25 protein-coding genes are annotated in these 20,188 nt (G+C 64.9%); 14 read left to right on the top strand and 11 right to left on the bottom strand.

Annotation, left to right across the window (positions count from 1 at the left end; all coding sequences use genetic code 11):
- Positions 1–59: 59 nt before the first annotated feature.
- The gene (locus HWV23_RS15785; RefSeq protein WP_178291341.1) at positions 60–1,364 is read right to left on the bottom strand and encodes a sulfatase; all 1,305 of its coding nucleotides are present in this window, start codon (positions 1,362–1,364) and stop codon (positions 60–62) included.
- A 222-nt stretch (positions 1,365–1,586) separates the two neighbouring features.
- On the opposite strand from HWV23_RS15785, the gene HWV23_RS15780 reads away from it, so the two are divergent.
- The 4 genes from HWV23_RS15780 to HWV23_RS15765 all read left to right on the top strand — a co-directional run bounded on the left by HWV23_RS15780 (position 1,587) and on the right by HWV23_RS15765 (position 6,714).
- Positions 1,587–2,516: a glycosyltransferase gene (locus HWV23_RS15780; protein ID WP_178291340.1), complete on the top strand. Its 930-nt coding sequence runs from the start codon at positions 1,587–1,589 to the stop codon at positions 2,514–2,516.
- Positions 2,517–2,835: 319 nt separating this feature from the next.
- Positions 2,836–4,800 (top strand): ArnT family glycosyltransferase, encoded by a 1,965-nt coding sequence (locus HWV23_RS15775; protein WP_178291339.1) that lies wholly within the window; start codon positions 2,836–2,838, stop codon positions 4,798–4,800.
- On the top strand, positions 4,797–5,744 hold the full coding sequence (locus HWV23_RS15770; RefSeq protein ID WP_178291338.1) for a DUF1616 domain-containing protein: 948 nt from the start codon (positions 4,797–4,799) through the stop codon (positions 5,742–5,744). The genes HWV23_RS15775 and HWV23_RS15770 overlap by 4 nt, the downstream gene beginning before the upstream one ends.
- Positions 5,745–5,763: 19 nt before the next feature.
- Entirely contained in the window at positions 5,764–6,714 is a 951-nt protein-coding gene (locus HWV23_RS15765) for an NAD-dependent epimerase/dehydratase family protein (RefSeq protein WP_178291337.1), read from the top strand.
- 32 nt (positions 6,715–6,746) lie between these two features.
- Here the strand turns inward: HWV23_RS15765 and HWV23_RS15760 are convergent, their stop codons facing one another.
- The 3 genes from HWV23_RS15760 to HWV23_RS15750 all read right to left on the bottom strand — a co-directional run bounded on the left by HWV23_RS15760 (position 6,747) and on the right by HWV23_RS15750 (position 9,794).
- Entirely contained in the window at positions 6,747–7,346 is a 600-nt protein-coding gene (locus HWV23_RS15760) for a DUF5789 family protein (protein ID WP_178291336.1), read from the bottom strand.
- A 131-nt stretch (positions 7,347–7,477) separates the two neighbouring features.
- Positions 7,478–9,289: a glutamine--fructose-6-phosphate transaminase (isomerizing) gene (glmS, locus tag HWV23_RS15755; protein ID WP_178291335.1), complete on the bottom strand. Its 1,812-nt coding sequence runs from the start codon at positions 9,287–9,289 to the stop codon at positions 7,478–7,480.
- A 289-nt stretch (positions 9,290–9,578) separates the two neighbouring features.
- Positions 9,579–9,794: a hypothetical protein gene (locus HWV23_RS15750; protein ID WP_178291334.1), complete on the bottom strand. Its 216-nt coding sequence runs from the start codon at positions 9,792–9,794 to the stop codon at positions 9,579–9,581.
- Positions 9,795–10,120: 326 nt separating this feature from the next.
- On the opposite strand from HWV23_RS15750, the gene HWV23_RS15745 reads away from it, so the two are divergent.
- The 5 genes from HWV23_RS15745 to HWV23_RS15725 all read left to right on the top strand — a co-directional run bounded on the left by HWV23_RS15745 (position 10,121) and on the right by HWV23_RS15725 (position 13,112).
- Positions 10,121–10,348 carry a DUF1328 domain-containing protein gene (locus HWV23_RS15745; protein WP_178291692.1) on the top strand — a complete coding sequence of 76 codons (228 nt, stop codon included), beginning with the start codon at positions 10,121–10,123 and terminating at the stop codon, positions 10,346–10,348.
- Between the two features lie 124 nt (positions 10,349–10,472).
- On the top strand, positions 10,473–10,718 hold the full coding sequence (locus HWV23_RS15740) for a hypothetical protein (RefSeq protein WP_178291333.1): 246 nt from the start codon (positions 10,473–10,475) through the stop codon (positions 10,716–10,718).
- Positions 10,719–10,901: 183 nt separating this feature from the next.
- The gene (locus HWV23_RS15735) at positions 10,902–11,657 is read left to right on the top strand and encodes a hypothetical protein (RefSeq protein WP_178291332.1); all 756 of its coding nucleotides are present in this window, start codon (positions 10,902–10,904) and stop codon (positions 11,655–11,657) included.
- Between the two features lie 193 nt (positions 11,658–11,850).
- Positions 11,851–12,744, top strand: coding sequence for a ferritin-like domain-containing protein (locus HWV23_RS15730; RefSeq protein ID WP_178291331.1), 894 nt, complete (start codon positions 11,851–11,853; stop codon positions 12,742–12,744).
- Positions 12,745–12,866: 122 nt separating this feature from the next.
- A complete protein-coding gene (locus tag HWV23_RS15725) occupies positions 12,867–13,112 on the top strand; it encodes a PRC-barrel domain containing protein (protein ID WP_178291330.1) in 246 nt (81 codons plus the stop codon).
- A gap of 105 nt (positions 13,113–13,217) precedes the next feature.
- On the opposite strand, the gene HWV23_RS15720 is transcribed toward HWV23_RS15725, so the two are convergent.
- Complete coding sequence (locus HWV23_RS15720) at positions 13,218–13,949, bottom strand: hypothetical protein (protein ID WP_178291329.1); 732 nt, start codon at positions 13,947–13,949, stop codon at positions 13,218–13,220.
- A 247-nt stretch (positions 13,950–14,196) separates the two neighbouring features.
- Here HWV23_RS15720 and HWV23_RS15715 point away from each other — a divergent pair, with 247 nt between their 5' ends.
- Complete coding sequence (locus tag HWV23_RS15715; RefSeq protein ID WP_178291328.1) at positions 14,197–14,538, top strand: beta barrel domain-containing protein; 342 nt, start codon at positions 14,197–14,199, stop codon at positions 14,536–14,538.
- 42 nt (positions 14,539–14,580) lie between these two features.
- Here the strand turns inward: HWV23_RS15715 and HWV23_RS15710 are convergent, their stop codons facing one another.
- The 4 genes from HWV23_RS15710 to HWV23_RS15695 form a co-directional block, all read right to left on the bottom strand.
- A complete protein-coding gene (locus tag HWV23_RS15710) occupies positions 14,581–15,837 on the bottom strand; it encodes an alpha-D-ribose 1-methylphosphonate 5-triphosphate diphosphatase (RefSeq protein WP_178291327.1) in 1,257 nt (418 codons plus the stop codon).
- Positions 15,838–15,955: 118 nt separating this feature from the next.
- Positions 15,956–16,138: a hypothetical protein gene (locus tag HWV23_RS15705; protein WP_178291326.1), complete on the bottom strand. Its 183-nt coding sequence runs from the start codon at positions 16,136–16,138 to the stop codon at positions 15,956–15,958.
- On the bottom strand, positions 16,135–16,485 hold the full coding sequence (locus HWV23_RS15700; protein WP_178291325.1) for a HalOD1 output domain-containing protein: 351 nt from the start codon (positions 16,483–16,485) through the stop codon (positions 16,135–16,137). The genes HWV23_RS15705 and HWV23_RS15700 overlap by 4 nt, the downstream gene beginning before the upstream one ends.
- Before the next feature lie 126 nt (positions 16,486–16,611).
- The gene (locus HWV23_RS15695) at positions 16,612–17,253 is read right to left on the bottom strand and encodes a helix-turn-helix domain-containing protein (protein ID WP_178291324.1); all 642 of its coding nucleotides are present in this window, start codon (positions 17,251–17,253) and stop codon (positions 16,612–16,614) included.
- 204 nt (positions 17,254–17,457) lie between these two features.
- Here HWV23_RS15695 and HWV23_RS15690 point away from each other — a divergent pair, with 204 nt between their 5' ends.
- The 4 genes from HWV23_RS15690 to HWV23_RS15675 all read left to right on the top strand — a co-directional run bounded on the left by HWV23_RS15690 (position 17,458) and on the right by HWV23_RS15675 (position 19,338).
- Positions 17,458–18,111, top strand: coding sequence for a helix-turn-helix domain-containing protein (locus tag HWV23_RS15690; RefSeq protein WP_178291323.1), 654 nt, complete (start codon positions 17,458–17,460; stop codon positions 18,109–18,111).
- Positions 18,112–18,219: 108 nt separating this feature from the next.
- Positions 18,220–18,573: a DUF7344 domain-containing protein gene (locus tag HWV23_RS15685; protein WP_178291322.1), complete on the top strand. Its 354-nt coding sequence runs from the start codon at positions 18,220–18,222 to the stop codon at positions 18,571–18,573.
- A 65-nt stretch (positions 18,574–18,638) separates the two neighbouring features.
- Positions 18,639–18,839 (top strand): DUF8106 domain-containing protein, encoded by a 201-nt coding sequence (locus HWV23_RS15680; RefSeq protein ID WP_178291321.1) that lies wholly within the window; start codon positions 18,639–18,641, stop codon positions 18,837–18,839.
- Positions 18,840–18,939: 100 nt separating this feature from the next.
- Entirely contained in the window at positions 18,940–19,338 is a 399-nt protein-coding gene (locus HWV23_RS15675) for a DUF7522 family protein (RefSeq protein ID WP_178291320.1), read from the top strand.
- A 33-nt stretch (positions 19,339–19,371) separates the two neighbouring features.
- Here HWV23_RS15675 and HWV23_RS15670 read toward each other — a convergent pair whose 3' ends face one another.
- Both HWV23_RS15670 and HWV23_RS15665 read right to left on the bottom strand, forming a co-directional pair.
- Complete coding sequence (locus HWV23_RS15670; RefSeq protein ID WP_178291319.1) at positions 19,372–19,638, bottom strand: hypothetical protein; 267 nt, start codon at positions 19,636–19,638, stop codon at positions 19,372–19,374.
- Positions 19,639–19,690: 52 nt separating this feature from the next.
- Positions 19,691–20,065 (bottom strand): DUF5658 family protein, encoded by a 375-nt coding sequence (locus HWV23_RS15665; RefSeq protein WP_178291318.1) that lies wholly within the window; start codon positions 20,063–20,065, stop codon positions 19,691–19,693.
- Between the last annotated feature and the right edge of the window lie 123 nt (positions 20,066–20,188).

Raw genomic sequence — 20,188 nt, 5'->3', positions numbered from 1 at the left:
TCTGCTGCCGCTGTTTTTCGCCGTTCGTATCGAAAGGAAAGCCGACCGAGACCCGTGGGTCAGATGCCGCCGTGGGACGCGAGCGTTTTCGTCGCCCGGTGAAGTTGCTCCGTCTCGGCGGTGTGGCTATCGAGTTGGGTCAGCCGTCGGCGGAACTTCCGGCACAGGTCCGGGCGCTGCTCGGAGAGGTCCATCACCTCGTCGGGGTCGGCGTCGAGGTCGAAGAGGAGCCGCTCGTCGCCCCGCTCGATGTATTTGAACTGCGGGCCTCGAACGGCCCGGTTGGTGCCGCACTCGCTGGAGGCGATGACGGACGGGGCGGTCACGTCGGATGGGTCGAAGGTCCCCTCCCGGGCGACGGTGAGTGCGGTGTCGTAGACGGACGCCAGCGACGTCGGCGCGCTGACGTTCGCGCTCACGTCCGCGTTGTGGACGACGTAGGGGACGTGGACGTTCTCCTCGTAGACCTGTCTGTGGTGGTGGCCGTAGTTGCCGTGTTCGCCGAAGGACTCCCCGTGGTCCGAATGGATCATGAACACCGGGTCGTCGGCCGCGAGGTCCGACCGGAGCCGCCCGAGGAAGGCGTCGCTCGCGCGGATGGTGTCGCGGTAACTCCGCCCGACGGACTCGCGGACCTCCTCGGACATGCCCGCGCAGTTGCCCCGCATCGCCTCGGAGGACCGATAGGCGCTGGTGTAGGTTCCGAGCAGCGACTGCTCTTCGCGGTGGGCCCGGGAGGTGATAAAGGGAAAGTGGGTATCGAGGATGAACACCCACAGGAAGTACGGCTCGGAGAGCCCCTCGCGAGTCCGCAGAATCTCGTCGTAGAGGTCCCCCCACTGGGCGAAAAACTCCCCGCCAGCGAGCATGTTCAACAGTAGTTCGACCGGCCGGGAGTCGGCGTCGATGCCGGGAACGCGGTCGGCGAGCGCGCGGGGCCATCCCTTCGACCCGCGGTCGGAGAAGTCGACGAACCGCTCGAAGCCGCGGTCGAAGCCGGAGGCCATCGAGGCCCACGGGTTCGGCGTCACACCCGCCGTGTCGTATCCGAGTTCCTGCAGGCGCTCGGCCAGCGACGCGTAGCGGCGCAGGTGGCCGTCGATGGCCGCCAGCCGCCGCTCCCAGTGGCTTTCCTGCGGGTAGTTTTCGAGGGAAGTCGGCGGCCGCGGCCGGCCGGTAAAGACCGACGGCATCGAGGAAAACGTCTGGGGACCGGTCGCGATGGCGTTCTCGAAGGCCACCCCCTCGGCGGCGAGTTCGTCCAGTTCGGGCGTGAGTCCCCGGTCGTCGCCGAGGTAGCCACAGTGGTCGCCGCGGAGACTGTCGATGGAGACGAGTGTGATGTTCGGCGCGGCGTCACTCATCGGTATCCGTCGAAGACTGCAGGGCAGTTGGAGGCATTACTGGGCGCATCTGGGGTACCAGGAATCTTTGTTAAGAACAGCCAAGAGCCCGTTCGGCGATGCCGCCAGTCGTCCGCGGAGTCGCCCGTACCAGTAAGGAGACCATAACAAACCGAACGGGCCGCCCCCGTCGACTTATCCGGCGTCGAGGAACCCGCTAGACGGCCGCTCGTCGGGGCATCCATGCAGGTATTGAATCTCGTTACCAACGATGACGCACCGTTCTACGAACAACAGGTCGAAGCGCTACAGCGACAGGGCATCACGGAGACGACGCTGAGCGTGGCCGGGAGTCGGGGGGTCACCGACGAGGCGGCGGGCAGTCGCTCGCCGCTCGATTACGTCGGGTTCTACGGCCGCGTGCTCCGGCAGGCGCTGGAGCCGTACGACCTCGTCCATGCCAACTACGGGCTGACAGCGCCGATGGCGCTGGCCCAGCCGCACCGCCCGGTCGTGCTCACGCTGTGGGGGTCGGACCTGCTGGGGGGGATGGCCCCGCTCAGCAAGTGGTGTGCCCGGCGGGCCGACGCCGTCATCGTCATGAGCGAGGAGATGGCCGACGCGCTGGCGGTCGATTGCCACGTCATCCCCCACGGCATCGACCTGGAACTGTTCCGGCCGATGCCCCGACCCGAGGCGCGGGCCGCGGTCGGCTGGCGGGACGACGCCAGACACGTCCTCTTCCCGTATGCGGCCAAACGGGAGATGAAGGACTACCCGCGCGCGGAGCGCGTCGTCGAGCAGGTTCGGGACCACCTCGACGACGAGATCGTCATCCAGACGCTCCACGACGTCCCACACGCGCGGATGCCTTTATATATGAACGCCGCCGACGCGCTGCTTTTGACCTCGAAAAGCGAGGGGTCGCCGAACTCGGTCAAGGAAGCGATGGCGTGTAACCTGCCGGTCGTCGCGACGGACGTCGGGGACGTCGGCGAACGCCTCGCGGGAGTCGACCCCTCGCACGTCTGTCGTACCGACCAACAACTCGTGGAGGGACTCGTCGACGTCCTCGAACGCGGCGGACCCTCCGATGGACGAGCGGCCATCGAACCGCTCGGCCTCGACCGGATGGGCGAACGGATTCGCGCGGTGTACGAATCGGTGCTGTAAGCGGCGGCGGTCGTTGCGGAGTGTGGACTTCGGCCGGGGCTTCGCCGACGTGTCAGTAATCCATCCGTACCGGTGGTAAGTCCTTATATCCGGGTTCCGTCGTCGTGTTTTCACCCCCGAGAAAGCGCTCTCTACCCGGTCTTCGCTCGGGGTATGGCGAATATAACAATCCGTGCAATCCCGCTACGGCAAGCAAGGCGAATGGTTGTGAGACAGATAATGAACGGAGACAGTATCGACACGGCGAACCGCACGGGTTTCGACCCACTTGGGGTGTGGGATCGATGACACAGCACCGCGCACAAAGGGGCCGGAACCGATGAGTCACCAGAACAGACTCCAGCAGTTGCTGGTCGGCGACCGGCTCGATGTCACGCTCGCGAAGGTGGGCGTCATCGCGAGCGTGCTCCTGCTCGGACTGCGATTGCTGACCCAGGAGGTGCTCTTCGTCGTCATCCCGACGGCGGCGGGCGTCGCCTGCGTGGTCTATCTGGCTGCACAGAACCGCCAGTCGACGGCCTTCGAGTTCGCCGTCCTCCCCCGGGCCGTCATCGGGTACTTACCCTCGTTCGTCTTCGCGGGGCTGGCCGGCCTCGTCCTCCTGACCTACTCCATGGGCGGGCGGACGACGCCCGTCTACCTGCTGACGGGGGCCATCGGAGCGACGATTCTCGCTCAGATTCTGGTCGTCGACGACGAGGCCCTTGTTCCCGGGCTGGTGTTGGTTCAGATCCTCGTCGCTGCCGTCGTCATTCGGATGACGGCGCTGTTCCTCACGCCCGGTTTCATCGGCGTGGACATCTGGACGCACGTCCCCGTCTACATCACCGGCATCGTCGAGGCCGAATCGCTGTCGGCAATCTCCGACAGCAAGTACATCATGGCGCCGCTGTATCACACCCTCGGCGCCATCGGCGCGCTCACGTTCGGGTCGGTGCGGACGGGGATGTATCTCTCCGCCGGCCTCCTGCTTCCGCTGTCGGCGCTTTTCGTCTACACGACCGGGAAACTCTTCGTGCCGGTCCGCTGGGCGCTTCTCGCGACGGCGCTTTTCGCCTTCGCCGACCAGTTCATCCGCTGGGGCATCCACATCATCCCGACGAGCCTCGGTCTCGTCTTCTTCCTCGGCGCGCTCTACTGTGTCACCAAACTGTACTACACCGACGACCTCTGGCTCGTCGGGCTCCTCTTCGTGTTCAGCCTGGCGACCGTCTTTACCCACCAGGTGTCGACGGCCATCCTGCTCGTGTTCCTCGGGGCCGCAGCGGTGACCGTCGCCGTGACCCAGTTGCTCGGGACCCGCCACGGCCGGGCCACGACGTGGTCTACCGTCGGCATCGTCGGCGTATTCGTCGTCACGCTCGCGGTCACGATACTCTCGTGGCTGAACACGCCGTGGTTCGGCGACCAGCCGTTCCTCCTGCAGATGCTCGATACGCTCCAGCGCGTGTTCACCACCGACGCCGGCTTCCTCAACCTCGCCGGCGACGGCGGAAGCGGGGGCGGCGCCGAAAGCGCGGACCTGTTCGCCCAGTCCATCCCCTTCATCGAATGGTTCGGGTTCGCACTGTTGCTGTTGATGGCGGTCGTGGGCGGCCTCGCGATGCTCCGGATGGAGATGCCGCCCGAACTCACGCTCACCTACCTGCTGTCGGCGGCGGCGATGTTCGTCATCGTCTTCGGCTTCTCGCTGTTCGGGATTCGCGCCATCATGCCCGGCCGCTGGCTAGCGTTCATGTACGCCGTGTTCGCGCTCATCGGCGCGGCCGGCCTCTATCACCTCTCACAGAACGCCTCCCGGCGAGTGTTGTTGGTGATACTCGTCGTCGTCGCCGTCGGCTACCCCATGACGATGGTCGTCACCGAGAAGGCGACCCTCGACAGTCCGGCCTTCGACGAGGAGTACCCGCGCTACTCCTACACCGAATCGGAAATCGCTGCCGCCGAAACCATCAGCACGATTCACTCGACGGAATCCGACCTCATTATCGACAGCGACCATCCCTACCAGACGCTTTATAAGGCACTCGGCGGCTACACCGCCAGGGTCGTGGAGTTAGAGGAGACGGGGTCGGTCTCCCCCAGACCGGTCATCTATCGGGACTACCAGACCTACGGACCGGCCGTCTTCCACGAGGCGACGGCGACCGAGGCCGAACGCCCCGTCGAGAGTTCGACCGTCGACCCCGACCGGGTGTGTCCGCCCACGCGGAACCACGTCTACGCGAACGACGCGGTCAAGATGTGTACCACACCCGGCGTCGACACGGGGGTGAGCCTATGAGCGACCTCCTCCAGCGTGACGGCTGGCTGCTCGACCTCTTCGTCGTCGCGCAACTGGCCGTCATCACGTCCGTCGTCCTGCTCGGGGTCGATGCCCCGCAGGCGGTCCTGTGGCTCCTCGGCGTACCGTTCCTGCTGTTCCTGCCGGGCTATGCCATCGTCGCGGCGCTGTTCCCGGAGGAACCGGCCGCGTCGACATGGAAGACCCCGACCGCCCCCTGGGACGGCAACCCCGACTGGACCGTCCGCCTCGCCCTCTCGATAGTCCTCAGTGCCATCGTGGTCGCCGGCGCCGGCGTGGTGATAGACTGGGTTGCAGGCATTCGCCTCCTCCCAGCCGTCGTTGCCATCGGCGGCGTGACCCTCGCCGGCGTCGCCGTCGCGTTACTGCGCCGACTCCGACTGCCGCCGAAGGTCCGAGCGAACCCCTTCGCCGGCCGCAGCCTCGGGACTCTCTCGATGGGGTCGGGCCTCCAGAACCTGACGCTGGCCGTCGCGGTGCTCGCGCTCGTCGGGTCGGTGGCCTTCGTCGGCGCCGTCCCCACGCAGGGCGAAGCCTTCACCGAGTCGTACCTCCTCACCGAGAACGCAGAGGGCGACCTCGTCGCCGACGACTACCCCACGGAGTTCGTCGCCGGTGAGGGCCAACCCCTCCATCTCGACATCGAGAACAACGAATTCCGACCCGTCACCTACGAAGTCGCGGTCGTCGTCCAGGAGGTCGACGCCGACGGCACGGTCGTCGCCCAACAGCGAATCGACCGCTTCGCCGTCGACCTCGCTCACGGCGAAAGCACCGTCGTCGAGCGCGATATCGCGCCGACGATGACCGGCGAGGGACTCCGACTGCAGTTCCAGATTTATAAGGGAACCGAGCCCGCGGACGCCGCCAGCCCGGACCAGACGCTCCAGCTCTGGATCGACGTCGACGAAACGGGCGAATAGCCCGAAGCCGCTTTTTACCATGACTCAGACGCACTCAATCGACCACGACATCAGCGACCGTACCGTACTCGTCACCGGCGGCGCCGGCTTCATCGGGAGCCACATCGCCGACGCGCTCGTCGACGACAACACCGTCCGCGTCCTCGACGACCTCTCGTCGGGCCGCCGAAGCCACGTCCCCGACGGGGCCGACCTCGTCGTCGGCGACGTCCGCGACGAGGAGACCCTCGCGGAGGTGATGACTGGCGTCGATACCGTCTTCCACGAGGCGGCGGTCGTCAGCGTCGAACACTCCGTGGACGCACCCATCGAGACCGACGACACGAACACGGGCGCGACGCTGCGCGTCCTCGAAGCCGCCCGCAAAGAGGACGCCCGCGTCGTCATCGCATCGAGCGCGGCCATCTACGGCCACCCGGAGTACGTTCCGGTCGACGAGGACCATCCGACGACGGCTACCTCGCCGTACGGCGTGACCAAAATCGCGGGCGACCAGTACGCGCGGCTCTACGAGTCGCTCTACGGGCTGCCAACCGTCGCGCTCCGGTATTTCAACGCCTACGGCCCGCGACAGCGCGGCGGCGCCTACAGCGGCGTCATCAGCCGCTTCGTCGAGCAGGCGCTGGCCGGCGACCCCATCACGATAAACGGCGACGGCAAGCAGACCCGCGATTTCGTCCACGTCGACGACATCGTCCGGGCGAACCTGCTTGCGGCGACCACCGACAGCGTCGGCGAGGCGTTCAACGTCGGCACCGGCGAGACCGTCACGATACGCGAGTTGGCGGAGTTGATTCGGGACGTGACGGACTCGGATTCGCCCATCGAACACACCGACCCGCGGGAGGGCGACGTCCGGCACAGTTGCGCCGACGTCACGGCCGCCCGCAAGGGCCTCGGCTTCGAGCCGTCGATTACGCTGGCCGACGGTCTGAAGACGGTGCCCGGCGTCCAACAGCGCGAAAAATAGGCGCGTGGGTCGGCCCGTGAGGGCGGGTCAGTTCAGATACCGAGCCACTCGTCGTTGCTGACCTGATAGCCGTTCTTTCTGCAGAACTTCGCTGCCTCGCGGCGTACTGCTCGGGACCCGGGCAGGTTCTCCGTTTCCTCGATCTGTTCGAGAACCCAATCACGGATGGCGCCGATGCCCGCGTCGTCGTCATCGGCGTCGATGGCCGCCAGTTCCCGGAAGGTCCGCTCGTAGGCGTCCCGCTGGGACGTGCCGAACTCGACGTTCGAGAGGTCGTCGGTTGCCTCGACGATTCGCTTCATGGCGCCGCCGACCGACGGCCGCTCGACGCGCTGTCGGACGGCCTCCGGGCTCTCGAACGACTCGGCGTCGGAATCCGGAAGGAGGACCTTGGCCTTGTAGGCCCCCTCCGCGGATTTGATTTCCCGGTCGCCGACCGCCGCGACGACTTCGGCGCCCGTCGCCGGGAACGACACCGCTTCGAGTTCCGTTTCGAAGTAGGCGAGTTCCGAGGTATCGACCGGTGGCTCGGGTTCGTCGCGCCGTTCGAGTTCCGTTTCGATGGCTCGCTTGCGCTGGCGCCGTTCGGCGTCGTCGGCCTGTTTCTCACGGCTGTTTCTGTTGTCTGCCATTCGAATATATAGGCGCTCCGGGCGGAAAGTCCCGTGCTTGGTCGACCAAGGCGTTCAATGTCCTACGGGTGCGTCGCTACTCCCGAAGGACGGCAACGCGAGGAAAAAAGGAGGGAACCGACCAGCGTCGCTTACTCGACGGTGACGCTTTTCGCGAGGTTGCGCGGCTTGTCGATGGAGCGTTCCATCTCGTCGGCGGCGTGGTAGGCGATGAGCTGGAGCTGGACGTTCGCCAGAATCGCCACGAGGTCCGGATGGGTGGCGGGAACCGGGAGGAACTCGTCGGCGGTGTCGGTGAGGTCCGTCTCCGTTCGCGGCGCGATGGCGATGACGGGGGCGCCGCGCGTCTGAATCTCCCGCACGTTGCTTTCAAGCCGCTTCGGATGCTGGCCCGTGCCGATGGCGAACACCGGCGTATCGGCAGTCACGAGCGCGAGCGGGCCGTGTTTCAGTTCGCCGGCGGCGAAGCCCTCGGCGTGCTCGTAGGTTATCTCCTTGAACTTCAGGGCACCCTCCAGGGCGACGGGGTAGGCGTTGCCGCGACCGATGAAGAAGTGGCCGCCACCGCCGAGCCACTGGTGGCTGATGGCGGCGGCGTTGGAGTTCTCGATGACTCGCTCGACGTGTTCGGGGAGGGACTTGAGCGACTCCAGTCGCTGCTGACACTCCTCGGTCGGGCCGCCGGTGACGTCCCGGACGAGTCGCTCCCCGAGGAGGACCAACGAGGCGACCTGCGAGGAGAACGTCTTGGTGGCGGCGACGCCGATCTCGGGGCCGGCCCGGATGAACAGCGCGTCGTCGCAGGTCCGCGCCGCCGTCGACCCGATGACGTTCGTCACCGCGAGAGTCCGGGCCCCGCGTTCGCGGGCGCTCTTAAGGGCCTCCAGCGTGTCGGCCGTCTCGCCGCTCTGGGTGACGCCGATGACCAGCGTCTCCTCGTCGACCGGCGCCGGATAGGCGGCGTACTCGCTGGCGATGAACGTGTTGGCGTCGACGCCCCACTTCGACAGCAGCCACTCGCCGTACATCCCGGCGTGATAGGAGGTGCCGCAGGCGATGAACTGCACGCGGGAAACGTCGTTGAAGGTCCCCGGCGGGAAATCCTCAAGGACGACGTCCTCGCCCTCGATGCGCCCGCGAATCGTTTGCCGGAGGGACACCGGTTGCTCGTGGATCTCCTTGAGCATGTAGTGGTCGTAGCCGCCCTTCTCGGCGTCCTCGGGGTCCCAGTCGACGGTCTCGACGGGGCGGGAGACGGCATTGCCCGTCAGGTCGGTGATGTGGTGGTCCTCGGGCGTGATGACGACCACGTCGTCGTCCTCCAGGTAGACGACCCGGTCGGTGAACTCCAGGAAGGCGGGGACGTCGCTGGCCAGGTAGTTCGCCTCCTCGCCGACGCCGACCACCAGCGGCGACCCGTTTCGGGTCGCGTAGACGGCCGGGTCACCGTCGACCATCATCGCGATGGCGTAACTACCATCGAGTTCGCCGACGGCATCCCGGAAGGCGACTTCGGGGTCCATACCGGCTTCGAGCCGCTCCTCGACGAGGTGGGGGATAACCTCCGTGTCGGTGTCGCTCGTGAACTCGTGGCCGCGGGCCTGCAGGCCCTCGCGCAGCGCGTTGTAGTTTTCGATGATGCCGTTGTGGACGGCGACGACCCGGCCCTTGCAGCCGGTATGCGGGTGGGCGTTCTCGTCGGTCGGCGGGCCGTGGGTACTCCAGCGCGTGTGGCCGATGCCGATGGGGCCGTCGTGGTCGTTGGTGGCGAGTTGGGATTTCAGTTCGGCGACCTCGCCCTCGCATTTGCTGACCTCGATGCCCGCGCCGTTCTGGACGGCGATGCCGGCCGAATCGTACCCCCGGTATTCGAGGTTCTTGAGGCTGACGAGCAGGTCATCCAGGGAATCGTCGTCACCGATTCGAGCGGTAATGCCGCACATTAGACCGCCACCCCCCAGGCAACGTCGCCCGGCGCGGCGGACTCCGAGGACGAATTCCACGAGCCGCCCACACAGGGCCGCATTACGGAACCGAACCGACGGCCCGTTCGAGACCGTGTAGAGCCCCGCTGGGTGTCGAAATGTAGGCGTACCGTTGCGGCCGCGACGTTTCGGGTAGCGTTTCTCAGGCGCATACCATCCGAAGGTCGGAAACGGCCTTTGTTATGACCGGGTTTGTAGATACGGGCGTCAGAAGGCGACCGGTAAGCAGTTGATACCCAAAGCTGCGTCACTCGCCGTCGCTTTCGTACACGAGGTCCGTGTACGTGTCACCCAACCCGTCGGCCTTCGCGATGGCGGTCACTGTCTCGGCGACCGACTCCTCCCCGGAGATGGTCCGAGACGACGTCTGCTGTTCCTGGGTCTCGGTGAACCCCTCGGCGCCCGTGGCGGCCACGAAGATCTCCCGGAGTTCCCGATGCCGGGCCTCCCGGTCGTCGGCCACGGCCCGTCGGTTCGGAGCCGAACGCTCCGCCATGCTACCGGCCCCTGCCGGCAGTTCGGCCGTTCGGTGGCGTCTCGACCCTGTTGGCGACCCCTCTCTGTCGGACGACTGTGGCATCTGTTTGCATATGTTCGGTGGGAACCCAAACGGGTAGAAATAAAAACCGAGACGATAGTTCAGCGGTCTTCGTGATATTAGGCGCCACCTTCATTCAGGTAGCACGTCCCCGGGTTTCGGCCCGTCAGCCGAAGCGCCGCGTCGTGGGGTCCAGACGACTGTAATCTAGGTATAACAATAGCCGCAGCCATCGAGGTATCGATATGGTCATGACTGACGCGGTGGTATCCGGCGGGTCATACGCAGTCGTCAAATCCCTGCAGTTGATGCCGCTGCAGTTCTCCGGGGACTTCCTCGAGTGGGCGCTCTTCTTCTTCATCCTCGCCATCGTCGCGGCGGCCATCGGCGCTCAGGGTGTCGCAGGAATCAGCATGACCGTCGCGAAGTGGTTCATCATCATCTTCGTCGTGCTCGCGGTCATCTCGCTGCTCCTGTAGTCGCGGCGAGCGGCTCGGGCAGTCACGGACCGGTTCGGGGTCGCGAAACGCGGCGTCGGCAAGTGTCGACGCCGCGCCCCGTAGGGAGTGTATACTGACGATGTTCCGGGCCGAGACGGCACCTATGGGAACCGAACCGGGCCATCGAACCGAGTACCGAAGCCGGGAGCGCGTGCTGGAGCTCGAATCGCCGGACGAACGGCTCATCTGTATGTACCTCGACCGCGTGCCGGCCGCCTACGCCGTGGAAATCGAGTGTGACCTGCGGCTGTCCGGGGAAGCCATCGCCTCGTCGCTGGAATCGCTGGTCGAACGCGGATACGTCCGGAACCAGGGCGGGCTCTACGCGCTGGCGACCGACATACGATAGGGCTGTCGACGCCACGGACTGATTTTTCCGGCCGTTTCGGACGCGCCAGCGGCGCCGTCGGTTCCCCCGCCATAATCCGCCGGGGATGGAAGCGATTACCGGTCAGTGGCCACGCTGCCGGCCGGTTCGGTCGGCGAACAAGGTTTTAAGTAACCATACACTAACAGCCGGTAGTCCGCTCCTATGGAGCCCCCACCGGCGGTCGACGTCGATTCGGACCCACGGGTAACTGGCGAGTACGTCCGGCAGGTATCCGGTGGGCCGGGGACGCTGACGCTCGTCGGCGTCGTCCACGACCACCCGGCGAGTACGTACCGCGTCCGCCACGTCGTCGAGGGGGTCGCCCCGACGGTACTCGCGCTCGAGTTGCCGCCGATTTCGATACCGCTCTTCGAACAGTACGCGTCCGCCGACCGAACCCCGCCCGTCTTCGGCGGCGAGATGAGCGCGGCAATTCAGGCCGCCGACACCGACACCGCCGTCGGCATCGACCGACCGACCGGCGGCTTCTTCCGACGGCTGGGGCGAAACCTGCTCCGTGAGCGCCCGTCGCTGGAGACGGTCCGAAACGTCGCCTCCAGCGCCGTCGAGACGGCGAAACACGCCGTTCTCTGCCGGGCCGCCGCCGCCGTCGGCGCTCGCACCTCGGTCCGTCTCGAAGTCGACTCACCGATACCGCACGACATCGACCGGACGGCCACGCCCGACGACCAGGCGCGCGACGAACGCGAGCAGGTCCGTCGCTCCCGGTCGTTCATGGACGCGTTTCGGACCGCGAGCCGCTCTCGGGCCTCCCGGCTCGAAGACGACGCCAGGGAAGCGACGATGGCCGCCCGGCTCTCGGACCTCCGCGAGGAGGGCGACGTCGTCGCGGTCGTCGGCATCGACCACCTCGAATCGCTGGCCGAGCGTCTCGACGGGACGGACGGCCCTGACTGACGGGGAGTTGGGCCCCCTAATCAACCAGCTACGGTATTCTTACCCGACTGACCTCACAGCATACCGCACGAACCCGGCATTTTATAAATTTAACAGACAGGTCATAAATCACATATTTCAATTTTCCTAAGCTAACCGAACCGAATACAAGATAGCGTATAACAATCCGGGTAACAGCCGTGGTGCGGGTGTGGTGAACCAGAACGAAGACAGCGGCGAACGGTCGGAAGACGAGGCGTACAACAACACACGACGGCAATTCGTTGCCGGGTCCGCCGGGGCCCTCGGCGGCATCGCGGTCGGCAGCGCCCTATCCGGGTCCGTCCTCGCACAGGACGACGGCGAGGAAGAGACCGAGACGGACGACGAGGACGGCGAGCCGGTCGAAAACGAGTTCGAGGACGACGTCGCCATTCTCAACTACGCCCTGACACTGGAGTACCTCGAAGCGAGTTTCTACCGGCAGGGACTCGAAAACATCAGCGAGGAGGACCTCTGTAACTGCAAGGCCCTCAGCGAGGACAGTCAGCTCCGCGAGCGGGCCTACGACGAACTAACGACGATACAGCAACACGAAGAACAGCACGTCGAGACGCTCGTCTCGACCATCGAGAGTCTCGGCGGAACGCCCGTCGAGGAACCGGAGTTCGACTTCGGCCTCGCGGTGGAGTACCCGATGGCGTTCCTCGGGACGGCCGTCCAGCTGGAGGACATCGGCGTTTCGGCGTACGCCGGCGCGGCACCGTCCATCGAAAGCGAGGACCTGATACCGCCCGCTCTCGGCATCCACAGCGTCGAGGCACGACACGCAGCGTTCCTCCGGACGCTCAACGGCCAGACCAGTTTCCCGGCGGTAGTCGACGAGGCACGCTCCCGGTCCGAAGTGCTGGAACTGGCGAGCCCCTTCATCGTCGACGAAGGCGACGATGGGACGGGCGGCAACGAAACGGAAGCACCCACCGAGAACGGCACCGAGATGCCGACTGACAACGGTACCGAAATGCCGACTGACAACGGTACCGAAATGCCGGCCGACAACGGCACCGAGATGCCGACAACCAACGGCACCGAAACGAACGGTTCGTAACCGAAATCCGGGGATACCGCCCGTGTAGGACCGGCCACAATGCTGTAACGCGGGTCTACCGATTCCCCGTTTCGGATACTATCTCTATAACAATACCCACCGGGGGAATAGACGCATTTGCAATGCCACGAAAGCACGTCACCGACGACGATCAGGGCAAGCCAGTAGTAGATTCCAGCGGCGAGAAAATCGGCATGGTCACCGAGGTCAAATCCGGAACCGCCTACGTGAACGCGGACCCCGGACTCACCGATACCATCCGGTCGAAACTCGGCTGGGGCGACGCCGACCAGGACGACTACGCCCTCGAAGAGAACCGCATCGACTCGGTAACCGACGACGAGATTCGACTCAAGGGTAGCTTCTAACCACCCCTGCCCTCACCTGGGCGCACACACCTTTTTACCGGCTTTCGACGGAACCGAGCCACGGCAGCGGCCTCACCGGTCGCGAGTCACGGTTTGACTGAGCGGCTATCTGGGCGGGCCCCGGGACTGTCCGCGCGACCCGCCGCGGTTCGAGCCGCCCCGCCCGTCCGGTGGGCCACCGCCGCCGTTCGAGGGGCCACCGCCGCCCCCGCTGTTCGACGACCCTCGTCCTCCCTTCGAGGGGCCCTCTCGGCCGACGATCCTGTCGGCACAGTTGCCGTTCCCGCTGCCGTCCCAGTAACTGCCGCCCCAGCGGCCGTCGTAGGCCGCCTGCACGCAGTCGGCCTCGTAGAGGTCGGCCGTGTTCGGCGCCTGCGCGCATCGGTGGTCGTTGACCAGCAGACACGAGGGGTCAGAGAACCGGTCGATTTCCCGGTAGTTGTACAGGAGGACGGCGAGTACCTTCTCGCTGTCATCGACCGCGTACTTGACCAGCGGCGCGTCGCCGTACTGGCCGGGAATCGTCGTGGCAGCCTCCTCGGTGAACTCGACGGGTCGATAGTCGGTGCCGCCATCGGCCGTCTCGACGATGACGCGGGCGACCGTCGGTGGGTCGTAGTCCAGGTCGTCATCGTCGACTATCATCCAGACCTCGCTGCAGCCCTTGAAATCGACCTCGAAGCGGCCCCAGGCGGCCACCGTGCCCGCGAACGCGCCGAACCCCGCGACGGCCGTCACGGCGCCCGCCGTCGAAGCCAGCATCGTGCGGCGCTTCAGCGAGGGTGGGCGGTCGCTCTCATCGGCGGTATCTAACCGGTCCTCGTTATCGGTACTCATGCCGTATTGGGCCTAAACTGTTCGGTAGGATAGTTACAAACGTCATAAGTATAGGTTATCCGTCAGGACTGGGACGGCCATCGCCACAAGGGAAAACTGTAGGGCCGTCACAGGCCAGCAGCGGAGCGAGAGGCGCGGCGGTATCGGGCGGTAGGGTTCCCTTAACGCCGGGTAGGCGAAGCATAACTACGTACGATGGATGAATCGGACCGTGATAGCGACCGAGCAGTCGATCTCGGCGATGACCATGTCCGACCAGACAACGATAGTAGACGAACCGAAAGGGGAGGGGTACCGAACGCGACTATCATCCGACGCCGTTCGCGTCGGCGATACCGTCGTGTGGACGAGCAAACTGAACAAGGAATACCGGTTTACCGTCGCGACGGTCGATTCGACGTGGATAACCTTCCAGACGGGCCAGATGGTCCACAAGGACCGGTTCGACCGCGAGGATTTCGTGGTCGTTCGGACCGACGAGGAAGCATCCCCGGCCGCCGAAACCGGCGGCCAAGAGCCGACGGCCAGTGACGGCCCCGCAATCGAGGAGTCAAGTGGGATGCAGGCGTCGATGTCGGACACCGACTGAGACGGACGGGAGCGGCCGCCTATTTATATCCCGGAGCCACCCTCACGAGGCCGGGCTGTACTCGGTTCGGGCCCGGTCACGAGTCGTCTCGCTGGCCTGCAGAACGGCCTCGCCGTTTACGAAGGCGCGTTCGACCGTCGGGACCGGCTCCGGGTCGACGACGAGGACGTCCGCGCGGCGTCCCGCCTCGATGCGGCCGCGGTCGTCGAGACCGACAGCATCGGCGGGGTTACTTGTGACGCGTGCCACGCGTTCGTGGAGGGGTTCGCCCGTCGGGACGAAGGGCGCGGCCAGCAGCGATGGCGGGTGGTAATCCGAACAGAGCACGTCGACCACGCCCGCATCCACGGCGTCTTCGACCGCGAGGTTGCCCCAGAGGCTGCCGCCCTGCACGAGGTTCGGCGCACCCATGACGGTGTGTAACCCGAGTTCGGAGGCCCGTTCGGCGGCGGCCAGCGTGACCGGAAACTCGCTGATGGAGACGTCCAGTGCGGCCATCCGTTCGACGGTTTCGGGCGCCGTATCGTCGTGGGAGGCGACCGGCAGTCCGGCGTCGCTGGCGTGGTCGCTGAGGGTCGCGATGCGGTCCCGGAGGGTCGACTCGTCGGTATCGGCGCGCCGTTCGGCGAGTCTCTCGGCGCCGTCGGGCGAGAGCCGGTGGCCCTCCACGTAGCGGCGCTCGAAGGCCTCTCGGTCGGCGAACTGCCCGTCGCCGGGGACGTGGTTCATAAGCGAGACCAGGTCGATGGCGGTGTTTTCCGACAGGAGTTCCCGGACCGCGTCGACACTTTCGGTCACTTCACACCGCGCGTGGACGCGGTTGTCCCCGAGCAGTTCCGGGGACGCCTCGAACGTCTCGACGAGTTCGCGGGCCAGCGAGACCGTCCGGTTCTCGTCGGGGTCGTCCTCGAAGGCGATGGCGTGGAACTTGGTCGTGATGCCGCTGGTGACGTTGGCGCGGTCGGCGTCGACGACGGCACGGTCGGTATCGATGCGGGCCTCGGGCCGGGGAAAGAGGTGACTCTCGATATCGTCGCCGTGGAGGTCGACGAGGCCGGGCATGACGACCCGGTCGGTCGCATCGACCGTCGTGTGGGCGTGTGTACGCCGGTCGTGAGACTGATTCACGCGCTCGATTCTGGACCCGCTGATGAGGAGGCTGCCGTCCTCGTAGACCCCGTCCGGTGTGACGATTCGGCCGCCCGCAATCCTCGTCGATTCCTCCTTGACGGCGGGCGTCACACCCGCGGTACCGTACCGCCGGTCCCGGTTTTGCGTGGTGTTCGAATCGCGATTCATCTCCCTCGTGATTCCGGTCCGATACGAATAGTTATGGAGCCGATACCTTCCCTGAAAAGAGATACCGAATCGTCACCCAGCGTCGAGAAACGGCGGGGTTCGGTGGAGATTTGGAAGTCTACTCGGAGGCTTCCGGCTTCTGGACTTCCGTGATAACGACGTCCCAGTCGGGATACTCGGAGTCGTTCCGACACTCCCAGCCGCCGTTGACGCCGACGCCGTTGTCGTGGGCCCGGCGAAGCAGTACCTTCAACTCGGCGGTCAACTCTTCCCCTGTCATCGGCGATTCCCCTTCAGTCATTGCGTGGGCCTCCCATTGGTTTCGGCCGACACCTGCGCCTCCGGCTTGGTGACCGTGACGGTGCCGGAACTGCCGACAGTGACCGTATGCTTCGGTACGGAAAACGTGACCGAGACGCCGGACCCCGACGTATCCGACTCGCGAAATATCGCGTCGAGCGCGTCGGTATCGACGGCCGACTGGAGCGGCGCCAGTTCGGTCGGGCAGCGATCCATCACCATCGACAGTGTCGCGATAACGGCCATGCTCGCGGAGGTTGCGTTCGAGTCGTACCGCGCCAGATACGCCCCAGAGGCTGGGGAGTCTTCGAAGGACTGCAGTTCGACTCCTGCCGGTGTAGTTACCATTTCTGGATGTTGTTAGACGTTTGAAACGGTTGGTGTGTAGCGCTTATAATACAGGGAGTTTAAATACCCAATCGGAGGGAGTCCCGCAACCGGTGACGGGAAACACCAGCGGTTCGCTCCGTCGGTTCATTCGCTGACGAGCGCCCCGGCGATGAGGCGTCGATGACCGCGCTTGAGGCGGGAGGAAAGCGACTGTTGGGTGATGCCGAGTTCGTCGGCGAGTTCTTCGAGCGACGTCTCACGCGGAGTGTCGAAATAGCCGCGTTCGAAGGCCAACACCAGCGCCTCCCGCTGTGCGTCGGTCAACTCGTAGGTGTCGCCCTGTACCGGGAGCAGTTCGTGGACGGCGGTTATCTCGATGGAAATATCGTGGGCCTGGCAGATGGACCGGAACTCGCTTATCTTCTTTCTGCTCTCGCCGCGGACCTCGAAATGCCAGCCGTCCTTCGTCCCGATGCCGGTGAGGACGGCGACCTCGGCGGAGGCCAGGGCGTTCAGGACGCCGAAGTACTCGCCTTCCCATTCCGCGCGCATGAGATACTCGTTTTCGACGTTATCGATGAGTTCGATGTTGACCACGCCCGCGTGAGGTTCGAAGGCAGCTTCGATGTGCTCGGGGGCCGCGCCACGGACCCAAAAATAGGGGATGATGAGCGACTCGTGGGGGATGAGTCGCTCCAGTTCGACGGTCACCTCCGGCAGGTTCTCGAAGACCGTTCCTAACGGGAACTCGTCTGCCGGACTCGTGAACTCCATGACCGTAGCCATACCGGACAGTTCGGCGTCGAGCGGGATAACCCCCAGGGGTGGTACGCAAGGTAAGCCGACCCAACCGTACGAGGCGGACGCCCAAATCACCCAACAGAGCGACCCCGCGCTTGCCGTCGGTTCTACGTTGTTTATATCCTGCATTATATACCAAGCCCCCCCGTTTTGTACGGCCCCGTTTAAGCAGGGAACCAAGGACAAGTAATGAGCGTCATCGCAGAATTTCGTGTTTCATCTACTGGTTTTGAACTCGGTCGAATCCTCTCGGTCAGCAGTGAGTCTACCATCGAACTCGAACGCCTCGTTCCTATCGGTGAGGCCGCCGTCCCGCTCTTTTGGGTTCACAACTCGACGCGGGAGTCGTTCCTCCAAGCTATCAGGGACCATTCCGCGGTCAACGACGCTACGGAGGTGGACGTCTTCGAGGACCGAACCCTATTCACGCTCGATTGGGACGCTTCACAGGACCGCTTTTTCGACTGTCTCCAACGTAGTGCGGGCCAGCTTTTGAGCGCCACCGGTACGGCCGAAAACTGGAACTTCGAAATCCGGTTTCCCAGCCACGACGACCTCTCCGAGTTCACGGACCGCTGTGAATCCGCGAACATCTCACTGGCGATGGACCGGGTCTACAACCCGACGTCTCCCGATGCCGGCCCCTGGTATGGCCTGACCGAACCCCAGCGGGAGGCGATGACCCTCGCGGTACGGATGGGCTACTACGATATCCCGCGAGGCTGTACGACCAAGGAACTCGCCGAGAAACTCGATATTTCCGACCAGGCCGTGACCGAACGGCTCCGGCGGGCAATCGTCTCACTCGTCACCAACACGCTCGCCGCCAAACCGAACGAATAGTTCCCAGTCACTTGGTTCACCAAGGCGAACGAACACAATGATGGGGCGGTATGTAGTGCATATGTACGGTCAGTCGAACGTAGGACGGTCGACCCCCGGGGCCACCGAATGACGACACCGATGGCCGAAGGCGACCGGTCCGCCACGCTGGACGACGTGATCTCGGCCGTCGCCGACGAACACCGACGGGTAGTCCTACGGTTGCTGACCGAAGCCGAGGGCGAGCGGATACGCCTCGACGCCCTCGTCGACGGCGTCATCGAGCGAATCGATGGGGGCGACCGCCCGACCGCCGAACGGCGCTCTCGGGTCCGCATCGCGCTCCATCAGATTCATCTCCCGAAGTTGGACGCCTGCGGACTGGTTCGCTACGACGTCGAAACCAAGCAGGTCCAGGGGACGCCGGGAGCGCTCTGTGAGGATATTCTGACACTCATCAACACCCACGAGGCCGCCGAGTGACGAACGGTCCGACCCGACCGTTTAAACAGGGTTATCCCCGTTCAGCCCCTATCGCATCCATACCCGTGCCCGTCCACCGTCCCTCCAGAACCGAAGCCGAATCGCGCCGAAAGGCGGTACTCTTCTGTCCCGATTGCGACCACGAAAGCGACATCGAGGGCGACTGGAACGTCCACGACGAGGACGACCGCCGCGTCTACGACTGTCCCGACTGCGGGACGACCATCACGACACGGCCCCGAGCGACGCCGCTTCTGACCCCCTGATTCGGCCCCGTCAACTTCGAGCAAACGGTCGGCTACCGACGCCTGACCCGAGCGATAAGACTATCCGCGTCTCCATTGACATCTGTATTTAACCAGCACCATGGCCGAAACGCTCGTCGATACCGTCTGGAATGCGGTGTACGACCGTTTAAAGTCGGATTTGCGCGTCGTCACCCGGTACGATGCCACCGACTACCGAACGCGGATGCGGGACGATATCCGCCAGCAGTACACCACCAGCGAGGACCGCGAAATCGTCGATGATACCATCGTAAAACAGCTGGGACTGAGTGAGACCGAAACCGCGTTCAGGGCGGGCGAACTTCAGGCGTTCATCCGCGTCTTCGACGAGGCGTACATCCTCTCTTGGGCCGACGCCCTGCCGAGGAAGTCGGGATTTATCATCTCCGTCGACCGACACGGGGCGGCCGCCACGATGGACGACCTCGAATGGTGTATCCAGTATCTCGACAGCGAGGTCGCCGAGAAAATCGACTGACCGGTTCGGGGTTCGTCTTTTTCAGACCCGCAACTACCCTTCGTCGAGAGCCTCGGCTATCGCTTTCAGGTCGGCCTTCCGAAACGTGTCGTCGCTCGCCGCTTCGCCCTCCGCGGCGATACCCACCCGCTGTCGGATTTCCGCGCGCATTTCCCCCTTCGAGGGACGACGCCCATCGTACCCGACCGCCTCGGCGATGGCCGCCAGTTCCTCCTTCGTGAACTGGGCGTTCACCTCGCGTTCGAAGCGGCCGATACGCCTGCGAATCCCGTTCCGCAACTCCTGGACCGTCGGACTCATACCCCGACCGACGCCGAACATCGTCCTATAGCTTCGGGTCGGAGCCCATCGCTCAGAGGAGCACGGCGAGGTTGTTGGCGACGAGCACCGTCCCGGCGACGAGAAGGACGCCGACCCAGACGTCCACCACGCGGGTAACAGCCCGATGATACGCCGGGGGCGTCTGCCGTATTCGCCGGATAGCGGCCTGAAACAGGAGGACGACGAGAACGACCACGCCGAGGTTGGTCGCCGTCACGACGAGAAGCCCCTGATCCAGCAGCCATCGCATCAGGGGGTTGGCCTCGACGACGGTCCCGTATCTGGTCACCACGAGCAACGTCGTCAGCAGGTCCAGCGGCACCAGAAGGAAGAGCGCGACCGCGAACAGGCGCCACCACCGCTCGATGCGGTCCTCGAGTCCATCGGCGGTCGCGGTGGCAGTCACGGCTGTTACTGGGAACGTAAGCGGCAAGAAAGTTCTGCAGATTTCCTTCCTCGTTTCTTGCTGAGTAGTTATCGCCGGATGAACGACTCCCCGTCCGCGGTGTCGGGAAAGCCGAACGTGGCG

The organism is Natronomonas halophila (genome assembly GCF_013391085.1).
Classification (GTDB): Archaea; Halobacteriota; Halobacteria; order Halobacteriales; family Haloarculaceae; genus Natronomonas; species Natronomonas halophila.
The sequence above is the reverse complement of the archived record's forward strand: the minus strand, read 5'-3'. Positions and strand labels throughout refer to the sequence as shown.

Excerpts from the sequence above, each read along its gene's own strand:
- HWV23_RS15785 (WP_178291341.1), bottom strand. The coding sequence starts at position 1,364 with ATGAGTGACGCCGCGCCGAACATCACACTCGTCTCCATCGACAGTCTC.
- HWV23_RS15780 (WP_178291340.1), top strand. The coding sequence starts at position 1,587 with ATGCAGGTATTGAATCTCGTTACCAACGATGACGCACCGTTCTACGAA.
- HWV23_RS15775 (WP_178291339.1), top strand. The coding sequence starts at position 2,836 with ATGAGTCACCAGAACAGACTCCAGCAGTTGCTGGTCGGCGACCGGCTC.
- HWV23_RS15770 (WP_178291338.1), top strand. The coding sequence starts at position 4,797 with ATGAGCGACCTCCTCCAGCGTGACGGCTGGCTGCTCGACCTCTTCGTC.
- HWV23_RS15765 (WP_178291337.1), top strand. The coding sequence starts at position 5,764 with ATGACTCAGACGCACTCAATCGACCACGACATCAGCGACCGTACCGTA.
- HWV23_RS15760 (WP_178291336.1), bottom strand. The coding sequence starts at position 7,346 with ATGGCAGACAACAGAAACAGCCGTGAGAAACAGGCCGACGACGCCGAA.
- glmS (WP_178291335.1), bottom strand. The coding sequence starts at position 9,289 with ATGTGCGGCATTACCGCTCGAATCGGTGACGACGATTCCCTGGATGAC.
- HWV23_RS15745 (WP_178291692.1), top strand. The coding sequence starts at position 10,121 with ATGACTGACGCGGTGGTATCCGGCGGGTCATACGCAGTCGTCAAATCC.
- HWV23_RS15740 (WP_178291333.1), top strand. The coding sequence starts at position 10,473 with ATGGGAACCGAACCGGGCCATCGAACCGAGTACCGAAGCCGGGAGCGC.
- HWV23_RS15735 (WP_178291332.1), top strand. The coding sequence starts at position 10,902 with ATGGAGCCCCCACCGGCGGTCGACGTCGATTCGGACCCACGGGTAACT.
- HWV23_RS15725 (WP_178291330.1), top strand. The coding sequence starts at position 12,867 with ATGCCACGAAAGCACGTCACCGACGACGATCAGGGCAAGCCAGTAGTA.
- HWV23_RS15720 (WP_178291329.1), bottom strand. The coding sequence starts at position 13,949 with ATGAGTACCGATAACGAGGACCGGTTAGATACCGCCGATGAGAGCGAC.
- HWV23_RS15715 (WP_178291328.1), top strand. The coding sequence starts at position 14,197 with ATGTCCGACCAGACAACGATAGTAGACGAACCGAAAGGGGAGGGGTAC.
- HWV23_RS15710 (WP_178291327.1), bottom strand. The coding sequence starts at position 15,837 with ATGAATCGCGATTCGAACACCACGCAAAACCGGGACCGGCGGTACGGT.
- HWV23_RS15705 (WP_178291326.1), bottom strand. The coding sequence starts at position 16,138 with ATGACTGAAGGGGAATCGCCGATGACAGGGGAAGAGTTGACCGCCGAG.
- HWV23_RS15700 (WP_178291325.1), bottom strand. The coding sequence starts at position 16,485 with ATGGTAACTACACCGGCAGGAGTCGAACTGCAGTCCTTCGAAGACTCC.
- HWV23_RS15695 (WP_178291324.1), bottom strand. The coding sequence starts at position 17,253 with ATGGCTACGGTCATGGAGTTCACGAGTCCGGCAGACGAGTTCCCGTTA.
- HWV23_RS15690 (WP_178291323.1), top strand. The coding sequence starts at position 17,458 with ATGAGCGTCATCGCAGAATTTCGTGTTTCATCTACTGGTTTTGAACTC.
- HWV23_RS15685 (WP_178291322.1), top strand. The coding sequence starts at position 18,220 with ATGACGACACCGATGGCCGAAGGCGACCGGTCCGCCACGCTGGACGAC.
- HWV23_RS15675 (WP_178291320.1), top strand. The coding sequence starts at position 18,940 with ATGGCCGAAACGCTCGTCGATACCGTCTGGAATGCGGTGTACGACCGT.
- HWV23_RS15670 (WP_178291319.1), bottom strand. The coding sequence starts at position 19,638 with ATGAGTCCGACGGTCCAGGAGTTGCGGAACGGGATTCGCAGGCGTATC.